Origin of the sequence: Nonomuraea sp. NPDC050663 (genome assembly GCF_044456985.1) — a bacterium.
Classification (GTDB): domain Bacteria; phylum Actinomycetota; class Actinomycetes; order Streptosporangiales; family Streptosporangiaceae; genus Nonomuraea.
On sequence record NZ_JBITGL010000004.1, the window covers coordinates 632,097 to 645,898 of the forward strand.

Genomic DNA, 13,802 nt, shown 5'->3' on the forward strand with positions numbered 1-13,802 from the left:
CGTGTGGGCTTGGTCACATGTCGTCAAGGCCTAATGTGAGCCCTACTCATCAAGGCAGTAGACCCCGAAGGCCCGCCCCAGCACGGGAAGCGCGACGTTGCGCACCCTGATCCCGCCGGGCGTCATGCCCTTCTCCGAACCCTTGTGCGCGTGGCCGTGCAGGATCAGGTCCGCCCCGACGCTGTCGACGGCCTCGGCCAGCAGGTAGCTGCCCAGGAACGGGAAGATCTCCGGCGGCTCGCCCTCCAGGGTCTCCTTGACGGGCGAGTAGTGCGAGAGCACCACGACGCGGTCCGCCTCGACCTCCTTGAGCGCCAGGGTCCACGCCTCGGCGATGTGGCGGGTGTGGGCGACGAAGTTCTTCATCTCCCGCTCGCCGAACTCGCTGGCGCACTTGCCCGCGAAGCCTCCGCCGAAGCCCTTGCCGCCGACCACGCCCAGGCGGGCCGGGCCGCACTCGAGCACGTGGCTGTCGTCGTCGAGCACGACGATGCCGTGGTCGCGCAGCTCGGCGGCGATCTCGTACTGCTGGTCGGAGTGGTAGTCGTGGTTGCCCAGCACAGCGACGACCGGGACCGGCAGGTCGCGGAACTCCTGCGCCACCAGCCTGCCTTCCTCCGCCGTGCCGTGCCTGGTCAGGTCTCCGGCGAGCATGAGCACGTCGGCGCACTCCTCGATGCCCCCGAGGCGCGCACGATACTTGCCCTTGACGTCCTCCCCCAGGTGGACGTCGCCGACCGCGGCGATCCTGATCTCAGTCAAGGTGTTCAGCCTCCCCCGGCTCCGTCATTTCGACCACGTTGATCTCGTTGTGGACCGTCATGGTGGGCGCGGCCTCCTGCGCCACCACCCCGATCTTCCTGCGGTGCTCCTCCCCGGAGACCTGGCCGCGCAGGAAGAGCTGGTCGCCTCTGACGTCGACGCGAATGCCCAGCTCGTGGGTCCGGTCGTCCTCGGCGAGCTGCTGCTGCACCCTCGCCGCCACGTACTGCGGAGCCTCCATCGTGTCCTCCTCGCTCAGAAGGCCCGCATTCCCTACTGCTCCCGGATCAAACGGATGACCTCCTGCTCGGCCGCGCCGTGGGTGGCCGGGGTGCCGAGGTCGGCGTCCGCTCCGAGCCCGGCGACCGAGATCGTACGGCCGGCCTCGAAGGCCTCGACCACCCGCGGATCCACGTACGAAGCCCTGGCCACGGCCGGGGTGTTGCCGAGGTACTCGGCGACCTCCTTCATCACCCTGGCCACCGCCCGGCGGGTGCCCGAGGGCGAGATGGCCAGGCCCACGGCGGCCAGCACCGTGGCGTGCCAGGTGCGGAAGTCCTTGGCGGTGACCTCGCAGTCCAGGAGCTCGCGCAGGTAGTCGTTGATCTCGTGGCTGCGCACGTCGCACCAGCCGTCGTCGGTGCGGTAGCGCAGCAGCTCCCCCTCCGTGCCCAGCGCCTTCAGCGACCGGATCACCGCGCAGGCGCCGGGGTCGGTGACCAGCACCTCGCGCGGGATGTCGCCCTTGCTCTGGTAGGAGCAGGTGACGGCGCCGTTGGAGCAGGTCACGTGCTCCATGCGCAGGGTGGCCAGGCCGAAGGTGTCGTAGCTCTCCGTGCCGATGCGGAAGAAGCCGACGTCGAGCAGCCTGGCGGCCGTCGCGAGCACGCGCTGCCTGGTCAGGCCCTTGCCGGCCAGGTGCTCGTCGATCTGGGCGCGGAAGGCGGGCAGGCGCTCGGCCACCTCCAGGACGTGGTCGAACTTGACCTCGTCCTGCTGCTCGCGCCACTGGTCGTGGTAGCGGTACTGCCTGCGTCCCGCCGCGTCGGTGCCGACGGCCTGCAGGTGGCCGTGCGGCGACGGGCAGATCCACACGTCGGTCCAGGCCGGCGGGATGGCCAGATCCTTGATGCGGCGCAGCGTCGCGGCGGAACGCACGGGCTTGCCGTCCCGGTGGTAGGAGAACCCCCGCCCCCTGCGGCGCCGTACGATCCCCGGCTCGTTCTGGTCACTGGGGTGCAGTTCTGGCACGTCGCCACCGCTACCCGGCACGTTAACCGGCAAACGGCCAGGGTAGCTGGTCAGACATGACTCAACACGAACGCCCGGAGGACATCCGGCACGAGGAGTTCGACGAGCGGGGCAAGCCCATGGTGCCCGCCACGCCGCGTGACGTGGTGCACATCCGGGTGGGCTCGTTCGTCCTGATTTTCTGCTTCGCGATCGGGGTGCTCGGCATCATCGCGCACGCGCCGGTCATCACCTGGATCGCCGGAATCGCGGCGGTCATCACGGTGGTCGACATCGTGCTCGCCGCCCGCAGGCAGAAGACCCGAGGCGCGGGAGAGGCGGGCTGATGGCGGCGAACGACGCCACCGCAGGAAACCACAACTCGCTCAGGGACAAGGTCGTCGTCGTGACCGGCGCCAGCGGCGGCGTGGGCCGCGCCGTGGTGCGCGAGCTCGGCGCGCAGGGCGCCAAGGTGGCGCTGGTCGCCCGCGGGACGACCGGCCTCGGCGCCGCGGCCGTCGACGTGGGCGCCGCCGGAGGGCAGGCGCGCGTGTTCGAGGCCGATCTGGCCCACTACGAGGAGGTACGGCAGGCGGGCGAGCGCATCGAGGCGGAGATGGGTCCGATCGATGTCTGGATCAACGTCGCTTTTTCTTCAGTTTTCGCCAAATTTCAGGACATCGAGCCTGAAGAGTTCGAGCGCACCACCAAGGTCACCTACCTCGGCTACGTCTGGGGCACCAAGGTCGCCCTGGACCTCATGCGCTCCCGCAACCGCGGCACGATCGTCCAGGCCGGCTCGGCCCTGTCCTACCGCTCCATCCCGCTCCAGTCCGCCTACTGCGGCGCCAAGCACGCCGTCAAGGGTTTCACCGAGTCGGTGCGGGTCGAGCTGATGTCGGAGGGCAGCGGCATCGACATCACCACCGTCCAGCTGCCCGCGGTCAACACCCCGCAGTTCGACTGGGTGCGCTCCAAGCTGCGCGGGCGCCCGCAGCCCGTGCCGCCGATCTACCAGCCCGAGGTGGCCGCGCGCGCGATCGTGTTCGCGGCGGCGCACCCGGAGCGCAAGGAGTACTGGGTGGGCATCACCACCGCGCTGAGCATCCTGGCCAACCGCGTGGCGCCTGCCGTACTGGATCGGTACCTGGCCAGGACCGGGGTGAAGTCGCAGCAGGTCGAGGAGGGCAAGCAGCCCGACACCGTCGACCGGGGCTCGGGCAACCTGTGGGAGCCGAAGGACGAGTGGAACGACTACGGCGCGCACGGGGCCTTCGACGATCGTGCGCACGGTCGCAGCCCGCAGGTCTGGCTCTCGCAGCACCGCAGGCAGGCGTTACTGGCCGGAGCGGGGGTCGCGGCCACCGCCGTGCTGGCCCGCACGCTACGCCGCCGGTCCAGGTGACCGGGTCGAGCCGAGGCGGCCGGAGATGCGTCCGGCGGCCGCGGCCACCACGGGTCCCAGCTCCCGCACGCGCGCGGGCGTGAGCCTGGAGGCCAGCCCCGACACCGAGATGGCCGACGCGACGACCTCCTGGTGGTTGAAGATGGGCGCCGCCACGCACCGCACCTCCGGCTCGTTCTCCCGGTCGTCGACGGCGAAGCCGCGCCTGCGCACCCGCGCCAGCTCCGCGCGCAGCCGTACGGGGTCGGTGATCGTGTGCCGCGTCACCGCGGCCAGCCCGCCCTGGATCGCCTCCTCGACGCCCGCCTCGGGCTGCCAGGCGAGGATGGCCTTGCCGACCGCCGTGGAGTGCACGGGCCCGCGGCTGCCGATGCGTGAGGCCATGCGCACCGTGGCCTGGTTCTCGACCTTGTCGACGTACACGACATGCGGCGGCTCGTAGACCACCAGGTGCACGGTCTCCCTGGCCTGCGTCATCAGCCGGTGCGACTCCTCCGCCGCGACCGTGCGCAGGTCGAGCGTGGCCAGGTAGGCCTGGCCGAGCCGGAGCGAGCCGGATCCCAGCCGGAAGGCCCCGCTCTTGCGGTCGCGCTCCAGCAGCCGCTCCTCCAGCATGGGCGCGGCCAGGCGCAGCACGGTGCTCTTCGACAGGCTCGTCAGCTCCGCGAGCTGGGTGAGTGTCAGCCCCGGCCGCTCGCGCACGTGATCGAGCACGGCCAGGGCGCGCCGTAACGACGAGGAGTTGTTGCGCACCACGCCATTGTGCATTGCACAACAACCCCGCACAGGGTCTTCCCGCCCGCGATCCGTTTTCCTACGGTGCCGAGCAGGAGGCAATAGTGAAGTTTCTTTCCTATACAGCCGCGTTACTCGCGGCCGCCCTGGTCACGGCCTGCGCGCCGAGCACCGCCCCCGCGACGGGCGGCGGCGACGAGCGCACCGGCACCCTCCAGGTCTGGCTCTACGACGAACCCAACCGCGCGCCCAAGGAGAAGGTGGTCGGCGAGGCGATCGCCGAGTTCACCGCCAAGCACCCGGACGTCAAGATCCAGGTGACCTACGTCCCGACCACCCCCGCCCGGCACGAGAAGTTCAAGGGCGCCTTCAACGACCCGGCCAGCTCCCCCGACGTGGCGGAGTACGGCAACACCGACCTGGCGGAGTACGCCGCCGCGGGCGGCTTCGCCGAGCTCGACCTGGCGGGCCTGGACCTCTCCCCCGACCTGGTGAAGTCGGCCACCGTCGACGGCAAGGCATACGGCCTGCCCTGGTTCATCGGCATCCGCGCCCTGTTCTACCGCACCGACGTCTTCACCGAGCTGGGACTCGAGCCGCCGGCGTCGCTGGAGGAACTCGCGACCACCGCGCGCACGATCCGCCAGAAGAAGCCCGACCTGTACGGCATAGCGGTCGGCGGCGAGTACACCTTCGGCGCCCTGCCCTTCGTCTGGGCGCACGGCGGCGACATCACCTCGCTCGACTCCGAGGGCGCGCGCAAGGGCGTGACCGCCTACACCGGCCTGCTCACCGACGAGGTCTGCCCGCCCCAGGCCTGCGCCTCGCTCACCGGCGGCAAGACCGTGGAGCTGTTCGCCAGCGGCAAGGCCGCCATGGGCATCCTGGGCAACTTCAGCCGCTCGGCCGTCGACGCGGGCGCCGCGGCCGGAAAGTACGCGGTGGTGCCGCTGCCCGGCGTCTCGCCCGGCTCGATCGCCCCCGCCTTCTCCGGCGGCAACAACCTGGGCGTGCTGAAGAACGCCAAGCACTCCAGCCTGGCCAAGGAGTTCGTCCAGCTCCTGGGCGGCAAGCCGTACCAGATCAAGATGTTCGAGGCGATGGGCAACCTGCCGACGCTCACCTCCGCCCGCGACGAGCTGGCGGCCAAGGAGCCCTTCCTCAAGCCGTTCCTGGAGACGGTGACGTCGGGCACGAGGTTCGTCCCGATCGACCCGGCCTGGGTGAAGATCGACAACCAGAAGGTCATCCCGACCCTGCTGCAGAAGGTCGCCACCGGGCAGGCGACGGTCGAGGTGGCCACAACAGAGGCGGCCGCGGCGGTCAAGGGAGCCTTCGGCACTTCATGAGGCCCTGGCTGTATCTGCTGCCCGCGGCGGCGGTGCTGCTGCCGCTGTTCGGCTATCCGATGTACATGCTGGGCCTGCTGTCGGTCTTCGACTACCGGCAGGCCCAGGTCAGCGGCGGTCAGCCGACGACCTTCGTGGGCCTGGGCAACTACGCCAGGCTCCTGTCCGACGAGCGGTTCTGGCAGGTGCTCGCGCAGACCGTGGGCTTCGCGGCGGCGCTGGTCGTCGCGACGCTCGCGGTGGGCGCCTTCCTCGCCGTGGTGATGTCCAGGGCCGGCCGCCTGCCGCGCCTGCTGCTGGGCCTGGCCGCGACGGCGGCGTGGGCCGCCCCGGCCATGACCGGCTCGACGGTGTGGATGTTCCTGTTCGACACCGACCTGGGCCTGGTCAACCAGGTGCTCGGCGTCGAGGGCTTCAACTGGTTCTACGACCGGTGGGTGACCTTCGGCGTGGTCGGCGCCACGGTGGTGTGGCACTCCTTCCCGTTCGTCATGGTGACCCTGTACGCGGGCATGCAGGCGATCCCCCGCGAGATCTTCGAGGCGGCGGCGCTCGACGGCGCGGGCCAGTGGAGCACCTTCCGCCGCGTCGTGCTGCCGATGTTGCGGCCGCTGGTCACCATCGTCGTCATCCAGTCGATCATCTGGGACTTCAAGATCTTCACCCAGATCTACGTGATGACGAACGGCGGCGGCATCGCCGGGCAGAACACCGTGCTCAACGTCTACGCCTACCAGAGCGCCTTCGGCTCCTCCGAATACGGCCTGGGCTCGGCGATCGGCGTGGTGATGACGTTCATCCTGCTCGTCGTCACCCTCTTCTACATCCGGGCGCTGTACCGATCGGGGGAACGACTGTGAGGCCCTCCCGCGCGGCGAGCACCATCGCGGTGGTCGTGGCCGTGCTGACCGCCTTCCCCATCTACTGGATGGTCCTGTCGGCGCTCAAGCCCGACGGCGAGATCCAGTCGCTGGAGGTGCGCCCGTGGACGCTCCACCCCACCCTCGAGAACTTCGCCAGGGTGCTGACCGGCGAGAACTTCGGCCGCTACTTCCTCAACAGCGTGCTCGTCGCGGGCTCGGTGGTGATCCTCTCCGGGCTCGTGGCGTTCCTGGCCGCTGTCGCCGTCACCCGCTTCACCTTCCGGCTGCGGACCACGATCCTGATCATGTTCCTGGTCGCCCAGATGGTGCCCATCGAGGCGCTGACCATCCCGATGTTCTTCGTCGTGCGCGATCTGGGCCTGCTCAACACGCTGGCCTCGCTGGTGCTGGTGCACCTGGCCTTCACGCTGCCGTTCGCGATCTGGATGATGCGCGGCTTCGTCGCCGCGGTGCCCGAGTCGCTGGAGGAGGCCGCGATGATCGACGGCGCGAGCCGGGCGACGGTGTTGTGGCGCATCCTGTTCCCGCTGGTGGCGCCGGGGCTGGTGGCCACCAGCGTGTTCTCCTTCATCACCGCCTGGAACGACTTCGTCTTCGCCCGCACCTTCATCATCTCGGCCAAGGACAGCCAGACCCTGCCCGCGGCCCTGCTGGTCTTCTTCAAACCCGACGAGAACGACTGGGGCGGCATCATGGCGGCCTCGACCCTGATGACGCTGCCGGTGCTCGTCTTCTTCGTGGCCGTGCAGCGCCGGCTGGTGTCCGGGCTGGGCGGGGCGGTTAAGGGCTGAGCTGGGGGTAGGCCTCCGATGAGGCGTTAGGAGGCCCCATGCCAGAACGAGACATCCAGTTCCTCTGCGACCTGGCCGCCCAGTTGCGGGTGGACTCGATCCGCTGCTCCACGGCGGCCGGTTCGGGCCACCCGACGTCGTCGATGTCTGCCGCCGACCTGATGGCGGTGTTGTTCGCGCGTCACCTGAAATACGACTTCGACCACCCGGACGCGCCGCTCAACGACCACCTGATCTTCTCCAAGGGGCACGCGTCGCCGCTGCTGTACTCCCTCTACAAGGCCGCAGGCGCGATCTCGGACGAAGAGCTGCTCACCTTCCGCAAGCGCGGCAGCAGGATGGAGGGACATCCGACGCCCCGCCTGCCATGGGTGGACGTGGCGACCGGCTCGCTCGGGCAGGGGCTGCCCGTGGGCGTCGGGGTGGCGCTGGCCGGGCGGCTGGAACGCCTGCCGTACCGGGTTTGGGTCCTGTGCGGTGACAGCGAGCTGGCGGAGGGCTCTATCTGGGAGGCGGTCGAGCACGCGGGCCAGGAGGGGCTGGCGAACGTGACGCTGATCGTCGACGTCAACCGGCTCGGGCAGCGCGGCCCGACCCGGCACGGCTGGGACACCGGCGCCTACGCCCGCAGGTTCGGGGCGTTCGGCTGGCACACCATCGAGATCGACGGCCACGACCCCGGCGAGATCGACTTCGCCTACTCCGACGCCGGCAACACCCGGCGCAGGCCCACCGTCATCCTGGCCAGGACCCGCAAGGGCGAGGGCGTCAACGAGGTGGAGAACCGCGAGGGCGCGCACGGCAAGCCGGTCAAGAACCCGGAACGGGCCATCTCCGAGCTCGGCGGCCCGAGGGACGTCACGGTGACGGTGGCCAAGCCGGGCGACGGGCGCGGACCGCGCAGCTTCGAGGGCGGCTCGCTGAAGCTGCCCGAGTTCGAGCTGGGCGGCCAGGCGGCGACCAGGAGCGCGTACGGCGAGGCGCTCACGGCCGTCGGCGCGGCCATGGGCCAGGTCGTCGCCCTCGACGGCGAGGTGGCCGACTCGACCAAGGCCGAGGAGTTCGCCAAGGCCTTCCCCGAGCGCTTCTTCGAGTGCTACATCGCCGAGCAGCAGATGGTGGCGGCGGCGATGGGGTTGCAGACCCGCGGCTGGGCGCCGTTCGCCGCGACGTTCGCCGCCTTCCTGACCAGGGCGCACGACTTCATCCGCATGGCCGGGGTGAGCGGCAGCGACATCCGGCTGGTGGGCTCGCACGCGGGCGTCGCGATCGGCGAGGACGGGCCGTCACAGATGGGGCTGGAGGACCTGGCCATGATGCGCGCCGTGTACGGCAGCACGGTGCTCTACCCGTGCGACGCCAACCAGACGGCCGCGCTCGTCGCGGAGCTGGCCTCCGCCAAGGGCGTGTGCTACCTGCGCACCACGCGCGGCGACACCCCGGTGATCTACCCGCCGGGCGAGAACTTCGCCGTCGGCGGATCGCGGGTGCTGCGGCGCTCGCCCGAGGACCGCGCCACGATCGTCGCCGCCGGGGTGACCGTCCACGAGGCGCTGGCGGCGGCCGACCGGCTCGCCGACGAGGGCGTCGCGGTCGGCGTCATCGACCTGTACTCCGTCAAGCCCGTGGACGAGGCCGCCCTGCGCGAGGCGGCGGCCACCACCGGCACGCTCGTCACCGTCGAGGACCACCGCCCCGAGGGCGGGCTGGGCGACGCCGTCCAGGAAGCCGTCAGCGACCTGGGGCCCAGGGTGGTTCGGCTGGCCGTACGGAACCTGCCGGGCTCGGCCGAGCCCGCCGAACAGCTCGCCGACGCGGGGATCGACCGCGACGCCATCGTCGCGGCCGTCAAGGCGCTGTAGCCGTTGGGACCCCGTACAAGGAAAGGCCCCCCGGGGGAGGGGGCCTTTCGTTACGTCACACCTCGGGGTCGACGTAGCGGCGTTCCTCGTAGACCGTCTCGCGAGCGCGCTCGGGGCTGGCCGGGTGCACGATCTCCCGGGTCACCCTTACGCGGTACAGTCCGAAGAGCAACATCGCGATCCCGCCGATCATGAGAATGACGCCGACGATGTTGATGTCAAGACCGGCCAGATCGAACTCGACGGCCCAAGTGAGGATCGCGCCGAGCATGATGAGGACGATACTTCCGGCGATCGTCATCGGATTACCTCCTTAGCACCGAGGAACTTCTATCCCCATGTCGAAAAACAAACCCGTCGTTGTGATCGGCCTGATGGGCTCGGGCAAGACCACCGTCGCCCTGCTCCTGGCCCAGGCACTCGACCTGCCCATGAGCGACAGTGATCCGTGGCTGCGCGAGCACTGCGGCGCCAGCGCGGCCGAGATCGCCGCGCAGGACGTCGGGAACCTGCACGCCCTCGAGGCCCGGCACGTGCTCGAGGCGCTGCGCACCCCCCAGGTGATCGCCGCCGCCGCCAGCGTGGTGGAGAACCCCGAGGTACGGCAGGCGCTCAAGGGCGCCCTGGTCGTCTGGCTCGACGCCCCCGACGAGGTGCTCAAGGCCAGGATGAAGAGCGGCACCCACCGCCCCCACTTCGACCCCGCGGCGATGCGGGCCAGGCGGGAGCCGTACTTCCGCGAGATCGCCGACGTGCGGGTCGACGTCGCGGAGAACAAACCGGAGGAGGTGGTGGCGCGGATCCTGGCACTCTAGACGGCATGTTCGCGAAGAAACCCACCCTCATCGGCGAGCTCGTGACGCTCGTCCCCGTCGGTCCCGAGCACGCCGACGGTCTGGCGGAACTGGTGCACGACCCCGAGGTCAAGCGCCTGACCGGCTCCCACGGTCAGGTCCCCGACGCCGAGGCCGGGCTGCGGTGGTATTCGACGCGCAAGGACCACGCCGACCGGCTGGACCTGGCGGTCATGGCCGGCGGGAGGTACGAGGGCGAGATCGTCCTCAACGAGCTCGACGACGACAACCTGTCGTGCAACCTGCGCATCGCCCTCATCCGGCCGGGCAAGGGCTACGGCAGCGAGGCGATCCGCCTGGTCCTCGACCATGTCTTCGCCACCACCCCGCTGCATCGGGTCAGCCTGGGCGTCTACGCCTTCAACGAGCGCGCGGTCCACGTCTACGAGAAGTGCGGCTTCCGGCGGGAGGGCGTCTCGCGCGACGCCCTGCTGTGGGAGGGAAGCTTCCACGACGAGATCAGGATGGCCGTCCTGCGGCCGGATCACGGGGCCTGACCGGCGAACCGGACAGAACCAATCCGGTTCGCCGGGCATCTAAGCTGCAGTGACGATGCGCTTGCTACCCGGCGACCCGGAGCGTCTTGACGGCTACTGGCCGGCGAGACGGCTCGGCACGGGCGGGCAGGGCATCGTCTACGAGGCCTACGACGAGCAGGGCGCGCGCTACGCGATCAAGGTACTCCACACCGGCGTGCCCGAGCAGGTCGCCAAGGAGGTCAGGGCCACCCGCCAGGTGGCCTCCTTCTGCACCGCACGCGTGGTCGACGTGCGGCTCGACGGCCCGCAGCCCTACCTGGTCAGCGAGTTCGTCGACGGCCCCGACCTGCGCCAGGCCGTCGAGCGCGACGGGCCCTACCGGGGCGACGCGCTCACCCGCCTGGCGGCGGCGCTGGCGACCGCCCTCACCGCGGTCCACCGGGCGGGCGTGGTGCACCGCGACTTCAAGCCCGAGAACGTGCTGCTCGGCCCCGACGGTCCCCGGGTGATCGACTTCGGCGTGGCGGGCACGGGGCAGACCTCCTCCACCGGCTTCGTGGCGGGCACCCCGACCTACATGGCGCCCGAGGTCTTCACCGGCGCCAGGGCCACCGCCAAGGCCGACGTCTTCGCCTGGGGCGGCGTGGTCCTGTACGCCGCCACCGGCTGCGACCCCTTCCAGGCCGAGAGCCTGGGTGGGGTGATGCACCGGGTGCTCACCCTCGACCCCGACCTGAGCGCGCTCGACGAGCCGGTGCGCGGGCTGGTCGCCCGTGCCCTGTCGAAGGAGCCGTCGCAGCGGCCGGAGGCGGCCGAGCTCCTGCTCGGACTCCTCGACGGCGCTCCGGCCGGCGAACAGACCCCCGATGGGGTCGCCTCCGAGGACTTCGCCGACCTGGCGGGACCGCCCGGCGGCAAGTCGCTGGGCCAGATCGCCGAGGAGCTCTACCAGAGCCTGCCGCCGGGCCGCCAGGAGGCGCTGCCCGGGCTCCTGCTGCGCATGCTCGACGGCCCCGTCCCGATCGCCGAGGTCGACGACCCCGACCTGGTCTCCCGCCTGTCGAGCGCCGGGCTGGTCGTCCGGCGCAGCATCCCGGTGCCTCCCGTCGACACCGAGACCGGCCGCCTGGTCGCCGTCAGCGACGACTCGGTGGCCCCGGCCGCTGCCGCCCTGTTCCACGCCTGGCCCAGGCTGCGCGCCTGGATCGACGACGACAGGGCGGGCCTCGACACGCACCGCACCCTGCGCGCCGCCGCCCGCCGATGGGAGGCGCGCTCCCGGCGCAGGGGCGACCTGCTGCACGGCTCCGCCCTGGACGAGGCCCTCGCCTGGGCCGCCACCGGGCGCCGCCACCTGGCGCCCAACCGGCTGGAGAGCGACTTCCTGCGCGCCGCCTCCGGCCAGGCCAGACGGCGGCGGCGGGCGCGCGGCCTGGTGACCTCCGCCCTGGCCGTGCTGCTGGCCGTCTCGGTGGGCGCCTCGGTCGTGGCCGTCCAGCAGCGCGACCAGATCAACGACCGGCTGACCGAGGCCAACGCCCGCGCGGTGGCCGCGCGCGCCGACGGGCTGCGCGGCACCGACCCGCGGGCCGCGATGCGGCTGAGCGTCGCCGCGTGGAAGATGTCGCCGGTCTTCGAGGCCCGCAGCGCCCTGCAGCGCTCGCTGGCCCAGCCCGAACTGTCGGTCTTCACCGTCCCCGAGGCGGGCTCGTCCAGGCACCGGCTGTCGTCCGACGGCGAGAGCCTGCTGAAGTGGAGCGGCGACCAGATCACCCGCTGGGACGTGCGCACAGGCCGTCGCACCGGCGCCTCCACCGTCCCCGCCGGGCTGGCGGTCACCTCCGAGCTGAGCGACGACGGCGCCCGCCTGGCCGGGGTGCGCGACCGCAGCACCCGCGTCTTCGACCTGGCCGACGGCCGGCAGGTCAGCGCCGACCTGCCGCCGGGCACCAACGTCACCCTGTACGGCGGCGGCACGCTGGCCGGGGTCTGGGAGCTGAACAGGCTGCGCCTCTACTCGATCGACGGCCGCGAACTGCTCGACCTGACCGACCGCGAGCTGACCGTCTCCCGAGACGGCCGCTGGGCGTGCGTCGCCGACCACGCGGGACGCGTGGAGTTGTGGCAGCTGCCCGGACTCAAGAAGGTCTTCTCCGGCAAGGTCGACCCGCCCGTCACCGAGGACGCGGGCGCTCCCCCCGCCGTCTTCAGCGCGGACGGGAGCAAGCTCGCCCTGGTCGGCAGCCAGGGCACCACGCTGGTCGACACCGCCTCCGGCAAGGCCTCCTACGAGGCGATCCCGGCGACGGCCCTCGTGGCCCCCGCCTTCAGCCCCGACGCCAGGTTCCTGGCGATCGACGGGCGCGAGGGCGTCGACCTGTGGCGGCTGTCCGACGGCCACCTGCTGGCGACCTACCCGGCGGAGGCGCCGGAAGGGCTCACCTTCTCGGCCGACGGCCGCGAACTGCGCTACCTGCGCGCCGACGGCGGGGTGGTCTCGCTCGACGTCTCCGGCTCGGTCGACCGGCCCGACCCCAAGACCCCCGTCCACGACAGCAACGTCGCCACGCTCTCGGCCGACGGCACCGTGGCCGCCGCCGAGACCGGCACCGCCGTCGAGCTGACCGACGTCGAGCAGCGCACCTCGCTGGGGCGCATCGAGGTCAGGGGCGCCCCGGCGGTCGACGCCGACGGCGGCGTCATGGCGATCTCCGGCGACCCCGTCACCGTGTGGCAGGTCTCCACCCGCACCAGGATCGCCTCGCTGAAGGCCGGGGCCGACCGCCAGGCCATCGCGTTGTCGCCCGACGGCCGGCTGCTGGCCGCGGGAGGCGCGAAGGACGTGCAGGTGTGGGACGTGCGCACCGGCGAGCGCACCCGGTCGGTCGGCGACGTCGAGGCGCTGGTGCTGGCCTTCTCCCCCGACGGGCGCACGCTCGCGGCGGGCGCCGACCTGATCGACCTGGCCACCGGCAGGATCAGCCGCGACGAGGCCGGGGTGCGGCGGTTGTCGCCGAGCTCGATCGCCTTCTCCCCCGACGGGCGCTCGCTCGCCTACGCCCTCGACGACGGCAGCATCCGGCTGTGGGACCTGAACAGGCGCAAGAAGCTGGGCACGGTCGCCGTCGGGCAGGCGGGCATGGGCACGGTGCGCTACTCCCCCGACGGGTCGCTGCTGGCGGTCAACGGCGCGAACGTGCGCCTGTGGGAGGTGGCCACCCTGCGCGAGCTGGGCCGGGTGCCCCTCGGGCAGAACTCCAGGGAGCTGGCCTTCAGCCCCGACGGCAAACGCCTGCGGGGGCTGCTGCCCGACGGCACCGTCCAGGAGGCGCCGGTCGACCCGGGGCTGGCCGTACGGGCCGTGTGCGCGCGGGCCGGTGGAGCGCTCAGCCCCACCGAGTGGCGCCAGTGGATCCCGGAGGCGGATTACATCTCCGACCAGTGTGCGTAA

General features: G+C 71.4%; 14 protein-coding genes. 9 read left to right on the top strand and 5 right to left on the bottom strand.

Going from position 1 to position 13,802, the window contains the following annotated elements; genetic code table 11:
- Positions 1–42: 42 nt before the first annotated feature.
- From ACIBH1_RS15775 to ACIBH1_RS15785, 3 genes are read right to left on the bottom strand one after another with little or no spacing between them, the layout of a single operon-like run.
- Positions 43–762, bottom strand: coding sequence for a metallophosphoesterase (locus ACIBH1_RS15775; protein WP_397314446.1), 720 nt, complete (start codon positions 760–762; stop codon positions 43–45).
- On the bottom strand, positions 755–1,003 hold the full coding sequence (locus ACIBH1_RS15780; RefSeq protein ID WP_397314447.1) for a BON domain-containing protein: 249 nt from the start codon (positions 1,001–1,003) through the stop codon (positions 755–757). Before ACIBH1_RS15780 ends, ACIBH1_RS15775 begins: the two co-directional genes overlap by 8 nt.
- A 32-nt stretch (positions 1,004–1,035) precedes the next feature.
- Positions 1,036–2,013, bottom strand: a complete 978-nt coding sequence (locus ACIBH1_RS15785; RefSeq protein ID WP_397314448.1) for a DNA topoisomerase IB — start codon at positions 2,011–2,013, stop codon at positions 1,036–1,038.
- Between the two features lie 56 nt (positions 2,014–2,069).
- Between ACIBH1_RS15785 and ACIBH1_RS15790 the strand changes: the two genes are divergently transcribed.
- Together ACIBH1_RS15790 and ACIBH1_RS15795 are read left to right on the top strand one after the other, a co-directional pair.
- Positions 2,070–2,339: a hypothetical protein gene (locus tag ACIBH1_RS15790; protein WP_397314449.1), complete on the top strand. Its 270-nt coding sequence runs from the start codon at positions 2,070–2,072 to the stop codon at positions 2,337–2,339.
- Positions 2,339–3,397 carry an SDR family oxidoreductase gene (locus tag ACIBH1_RS15795; RefSeq protein ID WP_397314450.1) on the top strand — a complete coding sequence of 353 codons (1,059 nt, stop codon included), beginning with the start codon at positions 2,339–2,341 and terminating at the stop codon, positions 3,395–3,397. Before ACIBH1_RS15790 ends, ACIBH1_RS15795 begins: the two co-directional genes overlap by 1 nt.
- Here the strand turns inward: ACIBH1_RS15795 and ACIBH1_RS15800 are convergent.
- Positions 3,377–4,150: an IclR family transcriptional regulator gene (locus ACIBH1_RS15800; protein WP_397314451.1), complete on the bottom strand. Its 774-nt coding sequence runs from the start codon at positions 4,148–4,150 to the stop codon at positions 3,377–3,379. The genes ACIBH1_RS15795 and ACIBH1_RS15800 overlap by 21 nt on opposite strands.
- Positions 4,151–4,236: 86 nt before the next feature.
- On the opposite strand from ACIBH1_RS15800, the gene ACIBH1_RS15805 reads away from it, so the two are divergent.
- The 4 genes from ACIBH1_RS15805 to ACIBH1_RS15820 are packed head-to-tail and all read left to right on the top strand — an operon-like array spanning position 4,237 to position 9,018.
- Positions 4,237–5,481 (top strand): extracellular solute-binding protein, encoded by a 1,245-nt coding sequence (locus tag ACIBH1_RS15805; RefSeq protein WP_397314452.1) that lies wholly within the window; start codon positions 4,237–4,239, stop codon positions 5,479–5,481.
- A complete protein-coding gene (locus tag ACIBH1_RS15810) occupies positions 5,478–6,341 on the top strand; it encodes a carbohydrate ABC transporter permease (protein ID WP_397314453.1) in 864 nt (287 codons plus the stop codon). The genes ACIBH1_RS15805 and ACIBH1_RS15810 overlap by 4 nt, the downstream gene beginning before the upstream one ends.
- Positions 6,338–7,156, top strand: coding sequence for a carbohydrate ABC transporter permease (locus tag ACIBH1_RS15815; RefSeq protein ID WP_397314454.1), 819 nt, complete (start codon positions 6,338–6,340; stop codon positions 7,154–7,156). Before ACIBH1_RS15810 ends, ACIBH1_RS15815 begins: the two co-directional genes overlap by 4 nt.
- 38 nt (positions 7,157–7,194) lie before the next feature.
- Positions 7,195–9,018: a transketolase gene (locus tag ACIBH1_RS15820; RefSeq protein ID WP_397314455.1), complete on the top strand. Its 1,824-nt coding sequence runs from the start codon at positions 7,195–7,197 to the stop codon at positions 9,016–9,018.
- A gap of 55 nt (positions 9,019–9,073) precedes the next feature.
- On the opposite strand, the gene ACIBH1_RS15825 is transcribed toward ACIBH1_RS15820, so the two are convergent.
- Positions 9,074–9,319: a hypothetical protein gene (locus ACIBH1_RS15825; RefSeq protein ID WP_181612627.1), complete on the bottom strand. Its 246-nt coding sequence runs from the start codon at positions 9,317–9,319 to the stop codon at positions 9,074–9,076.
- A 37-nt stretch (positions 9,320–9,356) separates the two neighbouring features.
- On the opposite strand from ACIBH1_RS15825, the gene ACIBH1_RS15830 reads away from it, so the two are divergent.
- Genes ACIBH1_RS15830 through ACIBH1_RS15840 form a run of 3 tightly spaced genes read left to right on the top strand, consistent with a single transcriptional unit; the run spans position 9,357 to position 13,802 of the window.
- Positions 9,357–9,833: a shikimate kinase gene (locus ACIBH1_RS15830; protein ID WP_397314456.1), complete on the top strand. Its 477-nt coding sequence runs from the start codon at positions 9,357–9,359 to the stop codon at positions 9,831–9,833.
- A gap of 5 nt (positions 9,834–9,838) precedes the next feature.
- Complete coding sequence (locus ACIBH1_RS15835) at positions 9,839–10,369, top strand: GNAT family N-acetyltransferase (RefSeq protein WP_397314457.1); 531 nt, start codon at positions 9,839–9,841, stop codon at positions 10,367–10,369.
- 55 nt (positions 10,370–10,424) lie between these two features.
- Complete coding sequence (locus ACIBH1_RS15840) at positions 10,425–13,802, top strand: protein kinase (RefSeq protein ID WP_397314458.1); 3,378 nt, start codon at positions 10,425–10,427, stop codon at positions 13,800–13,802.